Genomic DNA, 15,724 nt, shown 5'->3' on the forward strand with positions numbered 1-15,724 from the left:
CCGTGAGAATCACCGCCCACAAGCGTCCGGTCCGTCTGCACGCCGTCAGCCTCTGCCTGACCCTGATCCTCGGACTGGCGGCGTTCGTCGCACCATCAGGTACCGCGGCGACCGCAGCCAACCCAGCCACGTTCGGCCCGTTCGACCCGCGGATCGAGCTGGACGGCCACTGGGGTCGCGACGACGACGTGGCGATCACGGTGAACTCCGGCTCGTCGCTGCGCTTCCGGTTCACCGGCGACCGCCTCGGCGCCTGGTTCGACACCGAGTCGATCACCGTCCCCGCGCAGCTCTACGTCTCGGTCGATCGCGCCGACCCGGTTCTGAGCAAGGTCGACGAGGACCACAAGATCTTCGTCGAGGGCCTCGATCCCACCGTCGCGCACACCGCCGAGATCATGGTCAAGGACGTCGACGAGTACGCGAACCGCTGGATCATGCCGCTGCAGTCCGGCGTCGTCCTCGAGAAGATCGAACTCGCTCCGGCCGCCACGCTGATCCCGCTGCCGACCACGGCCGAGCATCGGATCGAGTTCTACGGCGACTCCATCACCCAAGGCGTGATGGCGCTCTGCCCGCAACTCGGTACCGATTGCGCCGACGGCACCAAGAGCTACCCGCACCTTGTCGGCAACGCGTTCGGCGCCGACACGAACCAGGTCGGCTTCGGCAAACAAGGCATCGTCCAGCCGGGCCACGGCAACGTCGGCACTGCCGCTGAGTCGTTCGGCTGGAACCTGGCCGGCTTCCCAGCCGCCTCGTTCGACCCCGGCGCCGTCGTCGTCAACTTCGGCACGAACGACGCGCCGTACCCGAGCAGCGAGTTCACGCCGAAATACCTCGCGTACCTTCGCCAGATCCGCGCTGCGAGTCCACCCGCGCTCATCTTCGCGCTGCGTCCCTTCAACGGTACGCACGCCGCCGACATCGCCGCCGCGGTCGCGGCGACGAAGGACCGCAGGATCGTGTACGTCGACACGACCGGCTGGCTCGGCCCGGACGACTACAACGGCACCACCCACCCCAACGTCAAGGGGCACCAGGTCGCCGCCGCCAAGCTGACGAAGGTGCTCGAACGCCTGACCGGCTGGACAACCACGCGACCGAGCACCCCTGTTCTCTCCCCGCGAGGTACGGCGGACCCGACCTGCTCGGACACGACCCTCAAGCTGACCTTCCAGGGACCGGTGCAACTCGGTGTCAAGGGCAAGCTCCGGATTCACCGGGCCGGCGGGGAGGTCGTCGACACGATCGATCTTGCCGACCTCACGTCGTACCAGCGCTTCATCGGTGACGCCCGGTCGGACTTCGGTCAGCTGCACACGTGGACGTATCAGGCGGTCACGGTCGACGGCCGCACGGTCTCGATCCATCAGCATCAGCGGCTGGCGCCCGGTCAGGTGTACTACGTCACCGTCGATCCCGGGTTCGTCGCCGGGCATCCGGGGATCGCCGAACCGTCGCGGTGGATGTTCCGGACCCGGCACGACCCGGCGACGGACAGTCGGGTCACGGTCGGCGGACGTGGGGACTTCTGCACGGTCCAGGGAGCGATCGACTTCGTGGCCGAGGGCAATAAGTCTCGGATCGATGTCGCCCCGGGTCTCTATCGCGAGCTCGTCTACGTGCCGCAGACCAAGCCGGGGATCACGATTGTCGGGGCCGGTGCGGGCCGGACGATCATCGGGTACCCGAACAACAACCTGCTGAACGGCGACTACGCGATGGGAGGAGTGCCGATCGAGCAGGCGTACTGCCCGCGCCGCGTGCTCGCCCAGCCGGACCGCTTCAACTGCTGGCGGGCCGCGATGGGCGTCGACGCCGACGACTTCACCTTGACCGACGCGACCGTGCAGAACCTGACGCCGTACCGCGGCTCGCAGGCCGAGGCGTTCCGTGGCAACGGCGAGCGGATCGTGCTCGCGCGAGTCCGGATCCTCGGGTACCAGGACAGCCTGCGGCTGCAGGGCAAGGGGTTCGTGACCGACAGCTACATCGAGGGTGATGTCGACTTCGTCTGGGGAACCGGCGGGGTCTTCCTCCAGGACTCGGAGCTGAAAGCGCTGCACGCCGGCTACGTCAACCAGGTCCGCAACAGCGACAACGGGCCGGGCAACATCTTCGTGAACGTGCGGCTGACCCGCGGTCCGGACGCGCCCGACGACAGCGTGTTCCTCGGGCGGGTGGAACTGAACAGGTTCCCGACCAGCCAGGTCGTGTTCATCGACTCCGCGATGGACGCCCATGTGAAGAAGGCGGGCTTCCAGATCACCAACCCCAACGACTGCGCGGCCGCCGGCCAGGTCCGGTTCTGGGAGTACCGCAGTACCGACCTGTCCGGCCGGCCCCTCGACACCAGTGCGCGACTCGCGTGCTCCCGGCAACTCAGTGACGACGAGGCGGCCTGGCTGCGCGACCCGTCGAACGTCTTCGGCGGCTGGCAGCCGGTCGTCCCTCGTCCCGAAAGGTGAACCGTTCATGAACCCTGTCAACCGTAGGACGGTCCTCGGCGCACTGGCCGCCGGTTTGCCCACGGCGGCCGCGACCGGCTGGCCGACAGCTGCCACGGCCGCTGAGAGTCCCACCGCCGTACAGCCGCATCCGGCGCCTCGGCCGGTCGCTCCGGTGAATGCTGAGGTCGCTGCAGCGCACACTGCGGCCTACAAGACGCTGCCCCAGGTGGTCGTCGGTGTCGATGTCGAGGATCTGATGAAGATCCAGACGGCCGCCGACGCGGATGCCTTGCGCCCGCAACTGGTTGCGCAGGTGTGGAAGGACACCGGGATGTTGCCGAAGGGCCTTCCGACAGTACGACGTGATGTCGGCGTACCGGCCGAGTTGCCTGCGTTGACCGGCGTACGGCGGTATGACCGGCTCGAGGTGGCGATGCCGTTCGGGTATGTCGCCAGCGTGTTCGTGGTGGAGCCTGTGCGGAGTACGCATCGCCGGGTTGCGTTCTACCACAACGGGCATGGTGAAGCGCTGGACACGTTGCAGCGGGTGACGCAAGGGTTGGTGGACCACGGGTACACGGTGCTCCTGTTCGCGATGCCGTTCTACCACTGGAACCCGAAGACTCTGCAGGATCCGGTCGATCCGACGGTGCAGCAGCAGCCGTCGCACAACGATCTCAATCTGTGGGAGTCGGCGTCGTACTCACCGTTGGCGCTGTTCCTGGAGCCGCTCGCGGTGGCGATGAACCACGTCCAGGAGACGTACCGGCCGTCGTCGGTGCAGATGATCGGGCTGTCGGGTGGGGGGTGGGCGACGACGATCTATCCGGCGCTGGATCCGCGGATCACTCGGTCGTATCCGACAGCCGGCTCGCTGCCGTTCTTCGTGCGGCCGGGGTCGCCCAAGCCGAGTCCGACGCGGGGTGACTGGGAACAGCGGGCCGACAAGCAGCCGGGGTTCTATGGGCTGGCGGACTTTCCGGACATCTATGCGCTCGGATCGGTGGGACGTCACCGGCGGCAGCTGCAGATCCTCAACCGGTTCGACGACTGCTGCTTCAACGGAGTGGGGCATCGGGCGTACGAGGCCGCCGTGCGCCACCGTATTACTCTGATCGGCACCGATGCTGTGAGCAACGAATCCAACGGCCATTGGGAGATCCTGGAAGACGCCACCCACGGCGACCACACGATTTCTCCGTATGCGCTGTCAGTCATTCTGTGGGATCTGGATGTGCACTGCGCTCACTTGCCCTGAGGTGCGCGGCGGTTTGGCGTACGTCGGCTTGCCGGGCGAGATGTGGTTGGGGCCGGGGTGCCGCTGGCGCTGAAGGTGCGGGTTGCGGCCCGCCGGCCGCCATCCACGAACAGGTCAGCGGAGTTGGTGGACGTCGGTTATGGGGTGGGTGTTGACGGTGACGTTGTCGAACGTGAGGGTGGCGTGCTGGATGGTGCTGGGGGCGTCCACGGTGAAGGTGCAGTTGATCAGGCGGAAGTCCTGGATGGGGGAGCGACGGTAGCCGCGGAGCATCAGGGCGTTGCGGGCGTGGTGGACGGTGATGTCGCGGAGTTCGACATTGCGGACGGTCGGCGTGAGCGGGCCGGCGTCGCCTTCACCGCGGTGGAAGTTGCATTGGACAACCTCTTTGGTGAGGTTGGAGATCTCGATGTCGCGGAGGTAGATGTTCTCGGCGAACCCGCCGCGGATCGAGTTGGTCTTGATGTAGAGGCCGAAGTACAGCGACGGTCCGCCGATGGTGCAGTTCCGGGCGAAGACGTTGCGTACGCCGCCGGTCATGTCCGAGCCGAGGGTGATCGCGCCGTACTTGACCCGCATCACGCAGTTCTCGATCAGGATGTCCTCCGAGGGTACGTTCACCAGCAGCCCGTCCGCCTCCCGGCCGGACTTGATCGCGATGCAGTCGTCGCCGGCGTCGAACGTGCACCCGCGGATGACCACCGAGTGGCACGACTCCACGTCGACGCCGTCGTTGTTCGGTCCCTGGCTGTCGATGACGACGTCCTGGATCGTCACGTTCCGGCACAGCACCGGGTGGACCTCCCAGAACGGCGACCGGATGATCCGCACGCCCTCGATCAGCACGTTCGCGCACTCGTACGGCTGGATGAAGCTCGAGCGCAGGTGATACCCCGGCCCGTAGACCCTTTCCGAAAGGGGTACGCCGAACGCACTCTGATCACGGAGATTCGTGAAGTCCTCGTCGCATCGGTGGAACCAGCCCCACCAGCTGTCCCAGTCCGCCTGGCCGTCGAGCGTGCCCGGGCCGGTGATCGCGATGTCGGTGCAGCCGTACGCGTAGATGAACGGCGAGTAGTTCAGCACCTCCAGGCCCTCGTAGCGCGTTTTGACGATCGGCAGGTAGTCGGCGGGGTCGGTGCTGAAGAGCAGCGTCCCGATCACGTGCAGATTGACGTACGACTTCAAGTGGATCGCTCCCGTGTGCCAAACACCTGGAGGTACGACGACCCGCCCGCCTCCGGCCGAGTGACAGGCCTCGATCGCTTCGCGGATCGCTTTCGTCGCATCGGTTCGTCCATCACCGACGGCGCCGTACGACGTGATCGGGAAGTCGACGTCCGGGAAGGTCGGCGGTTGGACCTCGGCGAGGATGCGGTGGGCCCGTTCCCAACCCATCGAGTCCCATCCCATCAGTTGTCGACCCGGACGCCGTTGATCCATACCTGGTCGAGGCGGAGGTCCTCGACGTACTGGATCGAGTTCTCCTCCTGCATCCCGTCGAACCGGCAGGCGTGCAGCCGGATGTCGCGGAGCGGGTCGTCGACCAGGCCAAGCAGGTTCAGCGCGCGCGGTGCCGCGGCCGCGGTCAGCCGGGTGATGGTGATGCCGTGGACGTCGGGCGGGTAGGCGCCGGTGATCACGTTCGCATAGTTGAGGACGATCTCGATCACCGCATCAGCGGCCTGGCCGACAGTCACCCGCCGTACGTCGATGTTCGCGATGGTGCCGCCGCGTTGCGGGTTGCTCTTGATCCGGATCGCGCGTTCCAGCCGTGGGCTGCTCATCCGGCAGTCCCGGACGAAGATGTCCATCACGCCGCCGGTCGTCTCGCTGCCCGCCGTCACGCCGCCGTTCCCGTCGGCCATCTCGCAGTCGCGGACGACGGCGTACCGGGCCGGCACGTTCACCCGCCGGCCGTCCGCGTCCTTGCCGGCCTTGAACGCGATGCAGTCGTCACCGGTGGAGATCGTGCAGCGCTCGATCAGTACGTCGGTACACGACTCCGGGTCGATGCCGTCGTTGTTCGGGCCGTGCGGGCTGTCGACGGTCACGCCGCGGATGGTGACGTTGCGGCACAGCACCGGGTGGATGTTCCACATCGGCGAGTCCTTGACCGTGATGCCGTCGAGCAGGATGTTCTCGCAGCGGTGGAACTGCAGCAGGTTCGGCCGGAGGTAGTGACCCTCGCCGAACACGCGCTGCTCAACCGGTACGCCGTCCGCGGCCATCGACAGCAACAGGGTCTTGTCCGGGCCCTCGTTCGGTGGCGGGCCGCCGGTCCAGTCCCACCAGTGCGTGGCATCCGCACGGCCATCGAGGACGCCGGACCCGGTGACGGCGATGTCGCGCTGCCCATAGGCGTAGACGAAGGGGGAGTAGTTGTAGCACTCCGTGCCTTCGTAGCGAGTCTGCACCACCGGCAGATAGGCGGCCGGGTCCTGGCTGAACGCCAGCCTCGATCCGGCCTTCAGATGCAGGTCGACACCAGTGAGCAGGTGTACGGCGCCCGTCCGGAAGTCACCCGTGGGCACGAGGACATGGCCGCCGCCGGCCCGGTGACACGCCTTGATCGCCGCCCGGATCGCGGCCGTGCTGTCCGTCGCATCGTCGCCGACCGCACCGAAGTCGGTCACGTCGAACCAGCGGTCGGGGAAACGCGGCGGCCTGATCCGGCGCAGGATCTCGGCGATCTGTGCATCCGCGGCGGCCTCGTCTGCGGCGGCGGCCGGTCCGGTCAAGGCGGCGGCCGGGGCGGTGCCGCCGCCTAGGACAGCACCGGCTGCGAACGCTCCACCGGTCAGGAGCAGTGTGCGGCGACGGAGCTGTTCGGACATGGGTTTCCTCCCGCGGATGCAAACGATTGCAACCGATCGTGCCCGGGGAGTGGTCGAGGTGTCAACGGCTGGGTGCGATGAAGTCTTGATCGGTTCGGAATCTCTTGGATACTTGCGTGCAAAGGTTTACCCGATCAGCCGAACGGAAGGTGCCGCCCATGCATCCCACCCGTCGTCGCATCCTCGGACTCAGCCTCGGCGGAGTGGTTGCCGCAGGCATTGGTTCACACCTCCCAGCGGCCGCGAGCGTCGCCGGGGAGGAAACGAGTGGTCGAGAGTGGGCGGCGGCGACCAGTGACCGCGAGTGGTCGGTGCGGTCCAGGATCCGGCCGCCGCGATTCCGGGACGCGTGGTTCCCGATCACCGCGTACGGCGCCACGCCCGAGAACGCAACCGCTGGCATCGCGCGCGCCATCCGCACCTGTCACGAGTCCGGCGGCGGCCATGTCGTCGTACCTCCAGGCGTCTGGAACACCGGAGCGATCAACCTGCTCAGCAAGGTCGACCTGCACCTGCGGAAGGGTGCGACGCTCCGCTTCAGCACGGACCCGGCCGACTACCTGCCGGTCGTCCGGACCAGGTGGCAGGCCGTCGAGGTCTACAACTACTCGTCGCTGATCCGCGCCGAGGGCCAGACCGACATCGCGATCACCGGCGCGGGGACGCTCGACGGCGCCGGCGACAACGAGCACTGGTGGTACTGGATCGGCAGTGGTCAGTACGGCTGGCGTCCCGGCCTGCCGAACCAGCGCGCCGACTGGGGCGAGCTCGAGCGGATGAACAACGAGCAGGTTCCGGTCGACCGGCGGGTCTTCGGCGCCGGCCACTACCTCCGGCCGAGCTTCATCCAGCCGTTCCGCTGTACGAACGTGCTGATCGAGGGCGTCACCTTGCTCAACTCGCCGATGTGGACGATCCATCCGCTGGAGTGCCGCAATGTGACCGTCCAGGGTGTCACCGTCGACAACCTCGGCCCGAACGGCGACGGCTGCAACCCGGAGTCCTGCACCGACGTGCTGATCCGCGACTGCACGTTCAGGACGCACGACGACTGCATCGCGATCAAGTCCGGCCGGGACGCCGACGGACGCCGGCTCGGCCTGCCGTCGCGCGGCATCATCGTCGAGGACTGCACCTTCGTGAGCGGTGGTGCCGCGGTCGCGGTGGGCAGCGAGATGAGCGGCGGAGTGGAGGACGTCTGGGTACGACGCCTGCACATGCCGGCCGACCCGGCCGCGGACGAGGCCTACATGCAGTGGGTGCTCTGCGTGAAGTCGACGTCGACGCGCGGCGGTTACGTCCGGAACGTCAACATGCACGACGTCGACTCCCGGGCCTGGATGTATCGTCCCCTCGAGATCACCTTCAGCTACCAGGGCGGTGGCAACCAGTCGCTGTTCCCCGACGTCAGCGACATCCGGTTCGATCGGGTCCGGGTGGCGCGGGCCGAGCGGGCATATCGCATGGTAGGAGCGGAGAGTATGCGGATTCGTTCCGTCGCCGTCACGAACAGCCGGTTCGACGTGGTCGCGGCGGAAGCTGTCGTACAGTACGCCGACGACGTGACGATCCGGAACGTGTGGATCGGAGGCGCCCAAGTGGGGTGACGGCACCCCGCCTGAGCAGAAGGCGAGAGGTGAGCGTGGCGGAGCGGGTTCGGCTGATCGACGTGGCGCGCGAGGCGGGCACGTCGGTGTCGACGGTGTCCCGGGCGCTGAACGGCTCCGACCTGATCTCACCCGAGGTGGTCGCGCATGTGCGGACGGTCGCCGGTGAGCTGGGATACCGCGCGGACAAGCGGGCGCAGGAGTTCAAGCTGGGCCGGCCGCTGACCGTCGGGGTGACCGTGCCGGACCTGACGAACCCGTTCTTCTCCGAGGTGCTGAAAGGACTCGCGGCGGCCGCCCGGGCCGGTGGCTACCGGCTGCTGATCGGTGAGAGCGGCGAGGACCCTGCGGAGGAACTGCGGCTCGTCGAGGAGCTCGTGGACCACGCTGGTGCGCTGGTGCTCTGCAGTTCGAGGCTCAACCGGGCCGGCCTGGAGAAGGCGCTCGCGCTCCCAGTGCCGGTCGTGTGCATCAACCGGACGGTGAAGAACGCCGGCGTGGTCGCGATCGACTACCGCGCCGCTAGCCGGATCCTGCTCGAACACCTCACCGGTCTAGGCCATCGGCGGGTCCTGTACGTCGGCGGTCCGGCGACGTCGTGGTCGGACGGCGAGCGCCGGCGGACGTTGCGTCGTACGGCGCGCGCCCTCGACGTGACGCTGGACGAGATCGAGGGTGGCTGGGCCGGTCATCACGGGTACGACGCCGGGCCGACCGTACTGCGGAGTCGCGCGACCGCCGTCATCACCTTCAACGACCTGGTCGGCGTCGGGCTCCTCAGCTGGCTGCACGACAACGACGTCGAGGTGCCGGCCGAGCTGTCGGTCGCCTCCTACGACGACATCCCCATCGCCGCCTACGCCCGCCCCCCACTCACCTCCCTCCGCAACGAACGCGCGAGGTTGGGCGAGCTCGCCTGGAGCCAACTCTCCGCACGCCTGTCCGGCGAGGACTGGCCCCGCCCGGACCTGCTGACTCCCGAGCTGGTAGTCCGCGCCAGCACCGGCCCAGCCCGCCGCCGAGCCCGCATCCGCGCCACCACCTGACCTCGTCCCGAATCGACATCGCGCGGCCCCTCCTGTTGTGTGCAAACGATTGCATTCGAGAGTGTGTGTGGGTTAACTTCTACGCATGTTGCCGCCGTGGGTTGTGTTGGGGACGGCCTATTACCCGGAGTATCTGCCGCGGGAACTCGGCGATCGGGTGGAGACGGATCTCGACCTGATGGTGGCGGCGGGGATCGGCGCGATCCGGGTGGGGGAGTCGGTCTGGTCGACGTGGGAGCCGCAGGACGGGGTGTTCGAGCTCGACTGGATCCGTCCCGTGCTCGACGGTGCGGCGGATCGCGGGATCGGCGTCGTACTGGGGACCCCGACGTACGCGGTGCCCCCGTGGCTGCAGCTCAAGCATCCAGAGATCGCGGCCGAGCGTCGTACCGGGGAGCGGGTGCCGTGGGGTGTGCGGCAAGAGGTGGACTATCACCAGCCGGCGTTCCTGTTCCACGCCGAGCGGGTGATCCGGCGGATCGTCGAGCACCATCGCGACCACCCGGCCGTGATCGGATATCAAGTCGACAATGAACCCGGTTTGCTACTGCCGCACAACGAGAGCGCGTTCGAGGCGTTCGTTGCGCGGTTACGGGAGACGTACGGCGACGTCGACACCCTCAACGAGGCGTGGGGGCTCACGTACTGGTCGCACCGGCTGAGCGACTGGTCGGAGCTGTGGCGACCGGACGGCAACAGCACCCCGTCGTACGACCTGGCCTGGCGCCGGTTCCAAGCTGAACGGACGACCGAGTTCATCGGCTGGCAGGCTGACCTCGTCGGCGAACTGCGGCGACCTGAGCAGTTTGTGACGACGTGCCTTGCCTACGACCGGGCCGCAGTGGCCGACGTACCGCTGTCGTCGCGGCTGGATGTTGCTGCGGGCAACCTCTATGTCCACGTCCAGGACGGGCTGGAGCGCCCGGCGCGACCACCGCGGTTCGAGCCCGGCTGGATCGGGCGCAGCGTCGCCGACCTGTACCTCGCTGCGGACCGGGTCTACGGCTCGCGCGGTGAACCCTTTCTGATCACCGAGACGAACGCGACCTCGATCGGCGGCTCACACCTGAACCATCCGCCGTACGACGGTCAGCTCCGGCAACTCGCGTGGGCGATGGTGTCGCGCGGCGCGCGGATGGTGCAGCACTGGCATTGGCACTCGATCCACCACGGCGCGGAGACATTCTGGGGCGGGATCCTCGGCCACGGTCTGGAGGCGGGACGTGTGTACGACGAGATCGCAGCGATCGGAGGCGAGTTCGCGGCGGCCGGGGCGTCGGTGGCTGAGCTGCGGCCGGATGTCGATGTGGCGATCGTGTGGTCGACGGAGAGCGATTGGGCGTTGCACTTCCAGCCGCCGCTGGCGCATCCGGGTGGTGCGCCGGACAAGTCGTCGTACCGGACGATCGTCACTGCCTTCTACGCCGGCGTGATCGACGCGGGGCTCCGGCCGGGAGTGGTACCGGTCGAGCGTCTTGGAGTCGATCCGGTTGCGTTGGTGTCGCGGTATCCGGTGCTGGTTGTGCCCGCGCTCTACATCGCATCCGACGCCGTGCTGGATTTGTTGGTGGCTTATGCGCAGGCTGGAGGTCATTTGGTGATCGGACCGCGGACCGGGTACGCGGATCCGGAGGCGCGGGCGCGGGCGGAGGTTGCGCCTGGGCGACTGCGTGAGGCGGCGGGCGTTCACTACTTGGAGTACGAGAACCTGCTGGACCCGCAGCCCGTAGTTGGCCTGGACGGACACGCCACGCGGTGGGCTGAGCGGTTGATCCTGGACGACGCCGACGTGCTCGCGTCGTTCGAGCATCCCGGTGGTGGGCGACGCCCGGTGGTCACCAGCAAGTCGTTCGGGGCGGGCCGGATGACGGTGGTCGGGACTGTTCCGGACGGTGCGCTGGCCCGCTCGGTGTTCAGCCGTGCGCTGGACAGCGTGTGGTCTCAGCTTCCCGCCTCGGTGACGGCTCTGTCGGCGGTGAACCCTGCGGGCGAGCGGCTGTGGTTCGTCCACAACTGGTCTGGCTCGCCGGTATCGGTCGAACCGCCTGCGGGCGTAACTGGCGGCCGGCTCGAGCTTGGGCCGCGTGATGTGCGCGTGTTGGGGGAGGAACGGGCATGACGGCGTACTACGAGGATCTGTCGCCGGGCACCGGGATGCGCGCACCTCGGGCGTGGCTCAGGTCTTCGCAGCCGAAGCTGAGTCTCAACGGGCGTTGGCAGTTCAAGTTCTCGACCAATCCCGCCGAGGCTCCTGCGGACGACGACTGGGACGAGTTGGAGGTGCCGGGGCACTGGGTGCTGCAGGGGTACGACCGGCCGAGGTACACGAACACCGCGTTCCCGTTTCCGATCGACCCGCCGCGTACACCGGAGGCCAACCCGACCGGGGATCACCGGCGGTGGTTCGACCTGCCGGAGGACTGGCCGCGGGATGGCGCCGTACTGCGGTTCGAGGGGGTCGACTCGTGTTTCAAGGTGTGGGTGAACGATGCCGAGATCGGTACGGCGAAGGGGAGCCGGCTGCCGAGTGAGTTCGACGTCGGTGCGCACCTCTGGCCGGGGCGGAACTCACTCGCAGTAAGAGTGCACCAGTGGTCGTCGGGGAGTTACCTCGAGGACCAGGACATGTGGTGGTTGCCGGGCATCTTCCGGGACGTGACGCTGCTGGCCCGGCCGGTGGTCGAGGACGTGTTCGTGCACGCGGACTACGAGCATCTCACCGGTGCCGGGATCTTGCGGGTGGACGTCGATCCGTCGTACGCCCGGATCCTCGTTCCCGAGCTCGGGCTGGAGTTGGCGCCGGAGGAGACCGTGACCATCCCGAGCGTGGAGCCGTGGTCGGCCGAGGTGCCGCGGTTGTACGACGCTCAGGTCGTGGCCGGCGGGGAGACGGTCGAGGTGCGGATCGGGTTCCGTACGGTCGCGATGGTCGACGGGCTGCTGACGGTGAACGGGCGGCCGCTGTTCTTCCGCGGGGTGAACCGGCACGAACATGATCCTCGCCGCGGGCGGGCTATCAGTGTCGAGACCATGCGGCAGGACCTGGAGTTGATGAAGCAGCACAACATCAACGCGGTCCGTACGGCGCACTATCCGCCGCATCCCGCGTTCCTCGACCTGTGCGACGAGCTCGGGTTGTGGGTGATCGACGAGTGCGACATCGAGACGCACGGGTTCATCTACACCGACTGGCGCGGGAACCCGGCCGACGATCCGGACTGGGCGCCGATGATGCTCGACCGGATGCGCCGGATGGTCGAACGCGACAAGAACCATCCGAGCGTGGTCATCTGGTCGCTGGCGAACGAGAGCCACCGCGGCCGCAACTTCGGCACCCTGGCGGAGTGGACGCGGGAACGCGATCCCAGCCGGGCGCTGTTCTACGAGCGGGACCGGAGCTATGAGTTCTCCGATTTCTACAGCCTGATGTACACCCCGCTCGACGAGCTGGAGCGCATCGGGACCCGCACCGAGGATGTGACCATCGACGAGCCTGACCTGGAGGCGCGTCGTCGGGCGTTGCCGTTCATTCTGGCCGAGTACGCGCATGCCATGGGCAACGGTCCTGGTGGACTGGCGGAGTACCAGCACGTGCTGGAACGGTATCCGCGGTTGCAGGGTGGGTTCGTCTGGGAGTGGATCGATCACGGGCTGCTGTTGCCAGGCGCAACGGACTATGTGTACGGCGGCCACTTCGGCGAACGCGTCCACGGCGCGAACTTCTGCATCGACGGTCTGCTGTTCCCGGACCGTACGCCGTCGCCGGGGTTGCTCGAATACAAGAAGGTGATCGAGCCGGTCCGCATCACCGGTCCCAACCCCCTCACCATCCACAACCTGCAGACCTTCGGCCCGCTGGACCACCTGGAGTTCCTGTGGGTGGAGGAGGTGGACGGGGTGGAGGTGGCGGCTGGGAGGTTGGAAGTGCCTGGGGTTGAGGCGGGCGCGCCGGTTGAGGTGGACCTACCCGATCTCACCTCGGATGTTGCTGGGGAGCGGTGGCTTACGGTTCGAGCAGTGTTGGCGAAGGACCAGTCGTGGGCCGCTGCAGGGCATGAGGTTGCATGGGCGCAGTTCGAACTGCCGAGCAGAGTCGTCGAGCAGCCCGATGCATCGACGGAGGCCGTAGAGCCCAAGGTGGAGTGGGGGGACGACAGGGTCTTGCTCGGGGAGGGCGAGTTCGACTTGCGGTCGGGACGGCTGGTTCGGCTGTTCGGGGTTCCGGTGGAGGGGCCGCGGCTGGACCTGTGGCGGGCGCCTACTGACAACGACAACGGGCAGGGTGGGAACAACTCGGTCGCCGTCGAGTGGCGGGCTGCAGGGCTTGATCGGCTCGAGCACCGCGTGGACGAGGTCGTGGTCGAGGAGCAGCAGTTGGTTGTTCGCGAGCGGGTTGCTCCTGACGGGCTCGGCCTGGGCGTGCGGGTGTCCTATCGGTGGCGAGCTGTGGGCGACGGACTGCAGTTGACGGTAGACGTGGTGCCCGAGGGGGAGTGGGAGGGGACTGCGATCACACCGCGATGCAGTAGCTGGCCGCGGATCGGGGTGCGGATGGCCTTGCCGGGCAGCTTCGGGAACGTGCGGTGGTTCGGTGGTGGTCCAGGAGAGGCGTACGCCGACAGTCGTGAGGCTGCACGCATCGGGCAGTACGAGTGCACGGTAGACGACTTCCAGACGCCGTACGTCGTACCGCAGGAGAACGGCTCGCGGATCGACGTCCGCTGGGCCGAGCTGACAGATGCCGACGGCAACGGTCTACGAGTGGAAGGGGCGCCGCACTTCCAACTGACCGCCCGCCGCTGGACCACCGAGGACCTGGAACGCGCCCGCCACCGCTCCGACCCGACTCCAGCCGAACACATCTACGTCAACCTTGACCTGGCCCAACACGGCCTGGGCAGCGCGTCCTGCGGCCCACCCGCCACCCCCCAACACACCCTGGAAGTCGCCGAGCGCACCTTCGCCCTGACCTTCCGGCGAACGCCCTGATCGGTAGATACTGAGGCTCGAGGACGGGGAACGATGGGCCTTGGACGGCGATCGGTCGTGGAAGGGGCCGCGGAGCGGAGGGCCGCGCTGCTGGCTGAGCTTCGCCGCGTCGTCTTCGAGGCGCCGGCTCGATCCAATCTCGCCGTCCGCACCGCCGCTGCGCGTGGTAGCGGCCTGTTGGCCGAACCGATTGGGTCGTACGCCGCCAAGGTCCGTGACGAGTCCTATCGCGTGACGGATGCGGACGTCGCGGAGCTCCGAGCGGCCGGCGTCAGCGAGGACGAGATCTTCGAGGTCACCGTCGCGGCCGCACTCGGCGCTGCCTGTCACCGCCTGGACGCCGGCCTGCGTGCGCTGCGGGAGGAGGCCTGACGATGCGGCTGGCGATCCTGGAGAACGGGCACCGACTCCGCGCCCGCTTGTTCATCCGCTCCGTCCGGCGATTGAGTGGCCAGCGGCTGGATCCGGTCGCGCAGTTGGCGCTCTACCGTCCCCGGTTCTTCGGAGCGCCGATGTTTGCCTTCGGCAGCGACGTACTGCGGGGTCCGTCGTACTGGACTGCCGCCGAGCGCGAGTTCATGGCGGTGTTCACGTCTCGCCTCAACCAATGCCCTTTCTGCGTGCGGATCCACACCGAGACGACCCGGGTCGAGTCGGCCGGGCAGTTGGACGTCGACGACGTCGGCTCCGTTCGTCCGCAGCTGGCGGCGGTCCTGCCACTGCTTGAGAAGACGACCCACCAGCCCGAGAGCATCACCCGATCCGATGTAGATGCCGTCCGTGCGGCAGGTGTGCCCGACGAAGCCATCGCCGACGCCCTGTACGTGAACCTGATCTTCAACGTCATGAACCGGCTGGCCAACGCCTTCGACTTCGAGTGGGACTCCAATGAGCACGTACGGCTCGGCGCACAGGTCATCCACCGGATCGACTACAAGCTGCCACGCCTGCTCATGAGGTGATCCTGGAAGTACTCGTGCAGGCGACGTGCATAAGGCTCCCGCTCCTCGGCGGTAGCGGGCTCCGCGAGGTGCCGCGTGTTGTAGAGCTCATCACCGTCGTACCGAGGAAACACATGCACATGGTAGTGCCACGCATGCTGATACCCAGCCGGCTCGTTGTGCTGCCGAGTCGACACGCCGGCGCAGTCATAGGTGTGCCGGATCGCGACAGCTACCTCTCGTACGACGTCGTGCACCGCGTGACCGTAGACGGCCGGCAGGTCGTACAGGTTCTCGTGGTGCGCGGTCGGCACGACCAGTACGTGCCCACGGTTGTTCGGCCACCAGCGCGCGGAGACGAACGCCATCGCGCGCTCGGTCCGCAGCACGACGTCCTGCTGCCCGGTGTAGCCGTTCTCACCGCCGGCGGCGACCAGGCAGAACGGGCAGTCGTAGTCGTCGGGTTCGTGGTTGAACATCGATGGCCTCCATCGGTGTGTCATCCGGCTCGCTCATCGTCCCATTGGCGGACTGATCACGTCTGCCAACGGCAGGGCCGCCCGTATACCTGCTTTGGGTGCGGTTGGGTGTGT

11 protein-coding genes are annotated in these 15,724 nt (G+C 67.5%); 8 read left to right on the forward strand and 3 right to left on the reverse strand.

All coding sequences use genetic code 11. From position 1 onward, the window contains the following. The first annotated feature begins 2 nt into the window (after positions 1–2). Both EV643_RS05640 and EV643_RS05645 read left to right on the forward strand, forming a co-directional pair. Positions 3–2,471 carry a pectinesterase family protein gene (locus EV643_RS05640; protein ID WP_133798882.1) on the forward strand — a complete coding sequence of 823 codons (2,469 nt, stop codon included), beginning with the start codon at positions 3–5 and terminating at the stop codon, positions 2,469–2,471. Between the two features lie 7 nt (positions 2,472–2,478). Further along, a complete protein-coding gene (locus tag EV643_RS05645; RefSeq protein WP_133798883.1) occupies positions 2,479–3,711 on the forward strand; it encodes a hypothetical protein in 1,233 nt (410 codons plus the stop codon). A 114-nt stretch (positions 3,712–3,825) separates the two neighbouring features. Here the strand turns inward: EV643_RS05645 and EV643_RS05650 are convergent, their stop codons facing one another. Both EV643_RS05650 and EV643_RS05655 read right to left on the reverse strand, forming a co-directional pair. Next, complete coding sequence (locus EV643_RS05650) at positions 3,826–5,109, reverse strand: glycoside hydrolase family 28 protein (protein WP_202869404.1); 1,284 nt, start codon at positions 5,107–5,109, stop codon at positions 3,826–3,828. A gap of 14 nt (positions 5,110–5,123) precedes the next feature. Continuing rightward, positions 5,124–6,548 (reverse strand): glycoside hydrolase family 28 protein, encoded by a 1,425-nt coding sequence (locus tag EV643_RS05655; protein ID WP_133798885.1) that lies wholly within the window; start codon positions 6,546–6,548, stop codon positions 5,124–5,126. A 158-nt stretch (positions 6,549–6,706) separates the two neighbouring features. On the opposite strand from EV643_RS05655, the gene EV643_RS05660 reads away from it, so the two are divergent. The 6 genes from EV643_RS05660 (at position 6,707) to EV643_RS05685 (ending at position 15,152) form a co-directional block, all read left to right on the forward strand. Continuing rightward, positions 6,707–8,155, forward strand: coding sequence for a glycoside hydrolase family 28 protein (locus tag EV643_RS05660; RefSeq protein ID WP_133798886.1), 1,449 nt, complete (start codon positions 6,707–6,709; stop codon positions 8,153–8,155). A gap of 29 nt (positions 8,156–8,184) precedes the next feature. Then, the gene (locus EV643_RS05665; protein WP_166665329.1) at positions 8,185–9,201 is read left to right on the forward strand and encodes a LacI family DNA-binding transcriptional regulator; all 1,017 of its coding nucleotides are present in this window, start codon (positions 8,185–8,187) and stop codon (positions 9,199–9,201) included. Positions 9,202–9,286: 85 nt separating this feature from the next. Next, positions 9,287–11,320: a beta-galactosidase gene (locus tag EV643_RS05670; protein WP_133798888.1), complete on the forward strand. Its 2,034-nt coding sequence runs from the start codon at positions 9,287–9,289 to the stop codon at positions 11,318–11,320. Further along, complete coding sequence (locus EV643_RS05675; protein ID WP_133798889.1) at positions 11,317–14,190, forward strand: glycoside hydrolase family 2 TIM barrel-domain containing protein; 2,874 nt, start codon at positions 11,317–11,319, stop codon at positions 14,188–14,190. Before EV643_RS05670 ends, EV643_RS05675 begins: the two co-directional genes overlap by 4 nt. Before the next feature lie 33 nt (positions 14,191–14,223). Next, complete coding sequence (locus EV643_RS05680; protein ID WP_133798890.1) at positions 14,224–14,562, forward strand: hypothetical protein; 339 nt, start codon at positions 14,224–14,226, stop codon at positions 14,560–14,562. 2 nt (positions 14,563–14,564) lie between these two features. Beyond that, positions 14,565–15,152, forward strand: coding sequence for a carboxymuconolactone decarboxylase family protein (locus EV643_RS05685; RefSeq protein ID WP_133798891.1), 588 nt, complete (start codon positions 14,565–14,567; stop codon positions 15,150–15,152). Here the strand turns inward: EV643_RS05685 and EV643_RS05690 are convergent. Continuing rightward, on the reverse strand, positions 15,122–15,610 hold the full coding sequence (locus tag EV643_RS05690; protein ID WP_133798892.1) for an HIT family protein: 489 nt from the start codon (positions 15,608–15,610) through the stop codon (positions 15,122–15,124). The genes EV643_RS05685 and EV643_RS05690 overlap by 31 nt on opposite strands. Positions 15,611–15,724 lie beyond the last annotated feature (114 nt).

This window comes from Kribbella caucasensis (assembly GCF_004361855.1).
GTDB classification, from domain to species: Bacteria; Actinomycetota; Actinomycetes; order Propionibacteriales; family Kribbellaceae; genus Kribbella; species Kribbella caucasensis.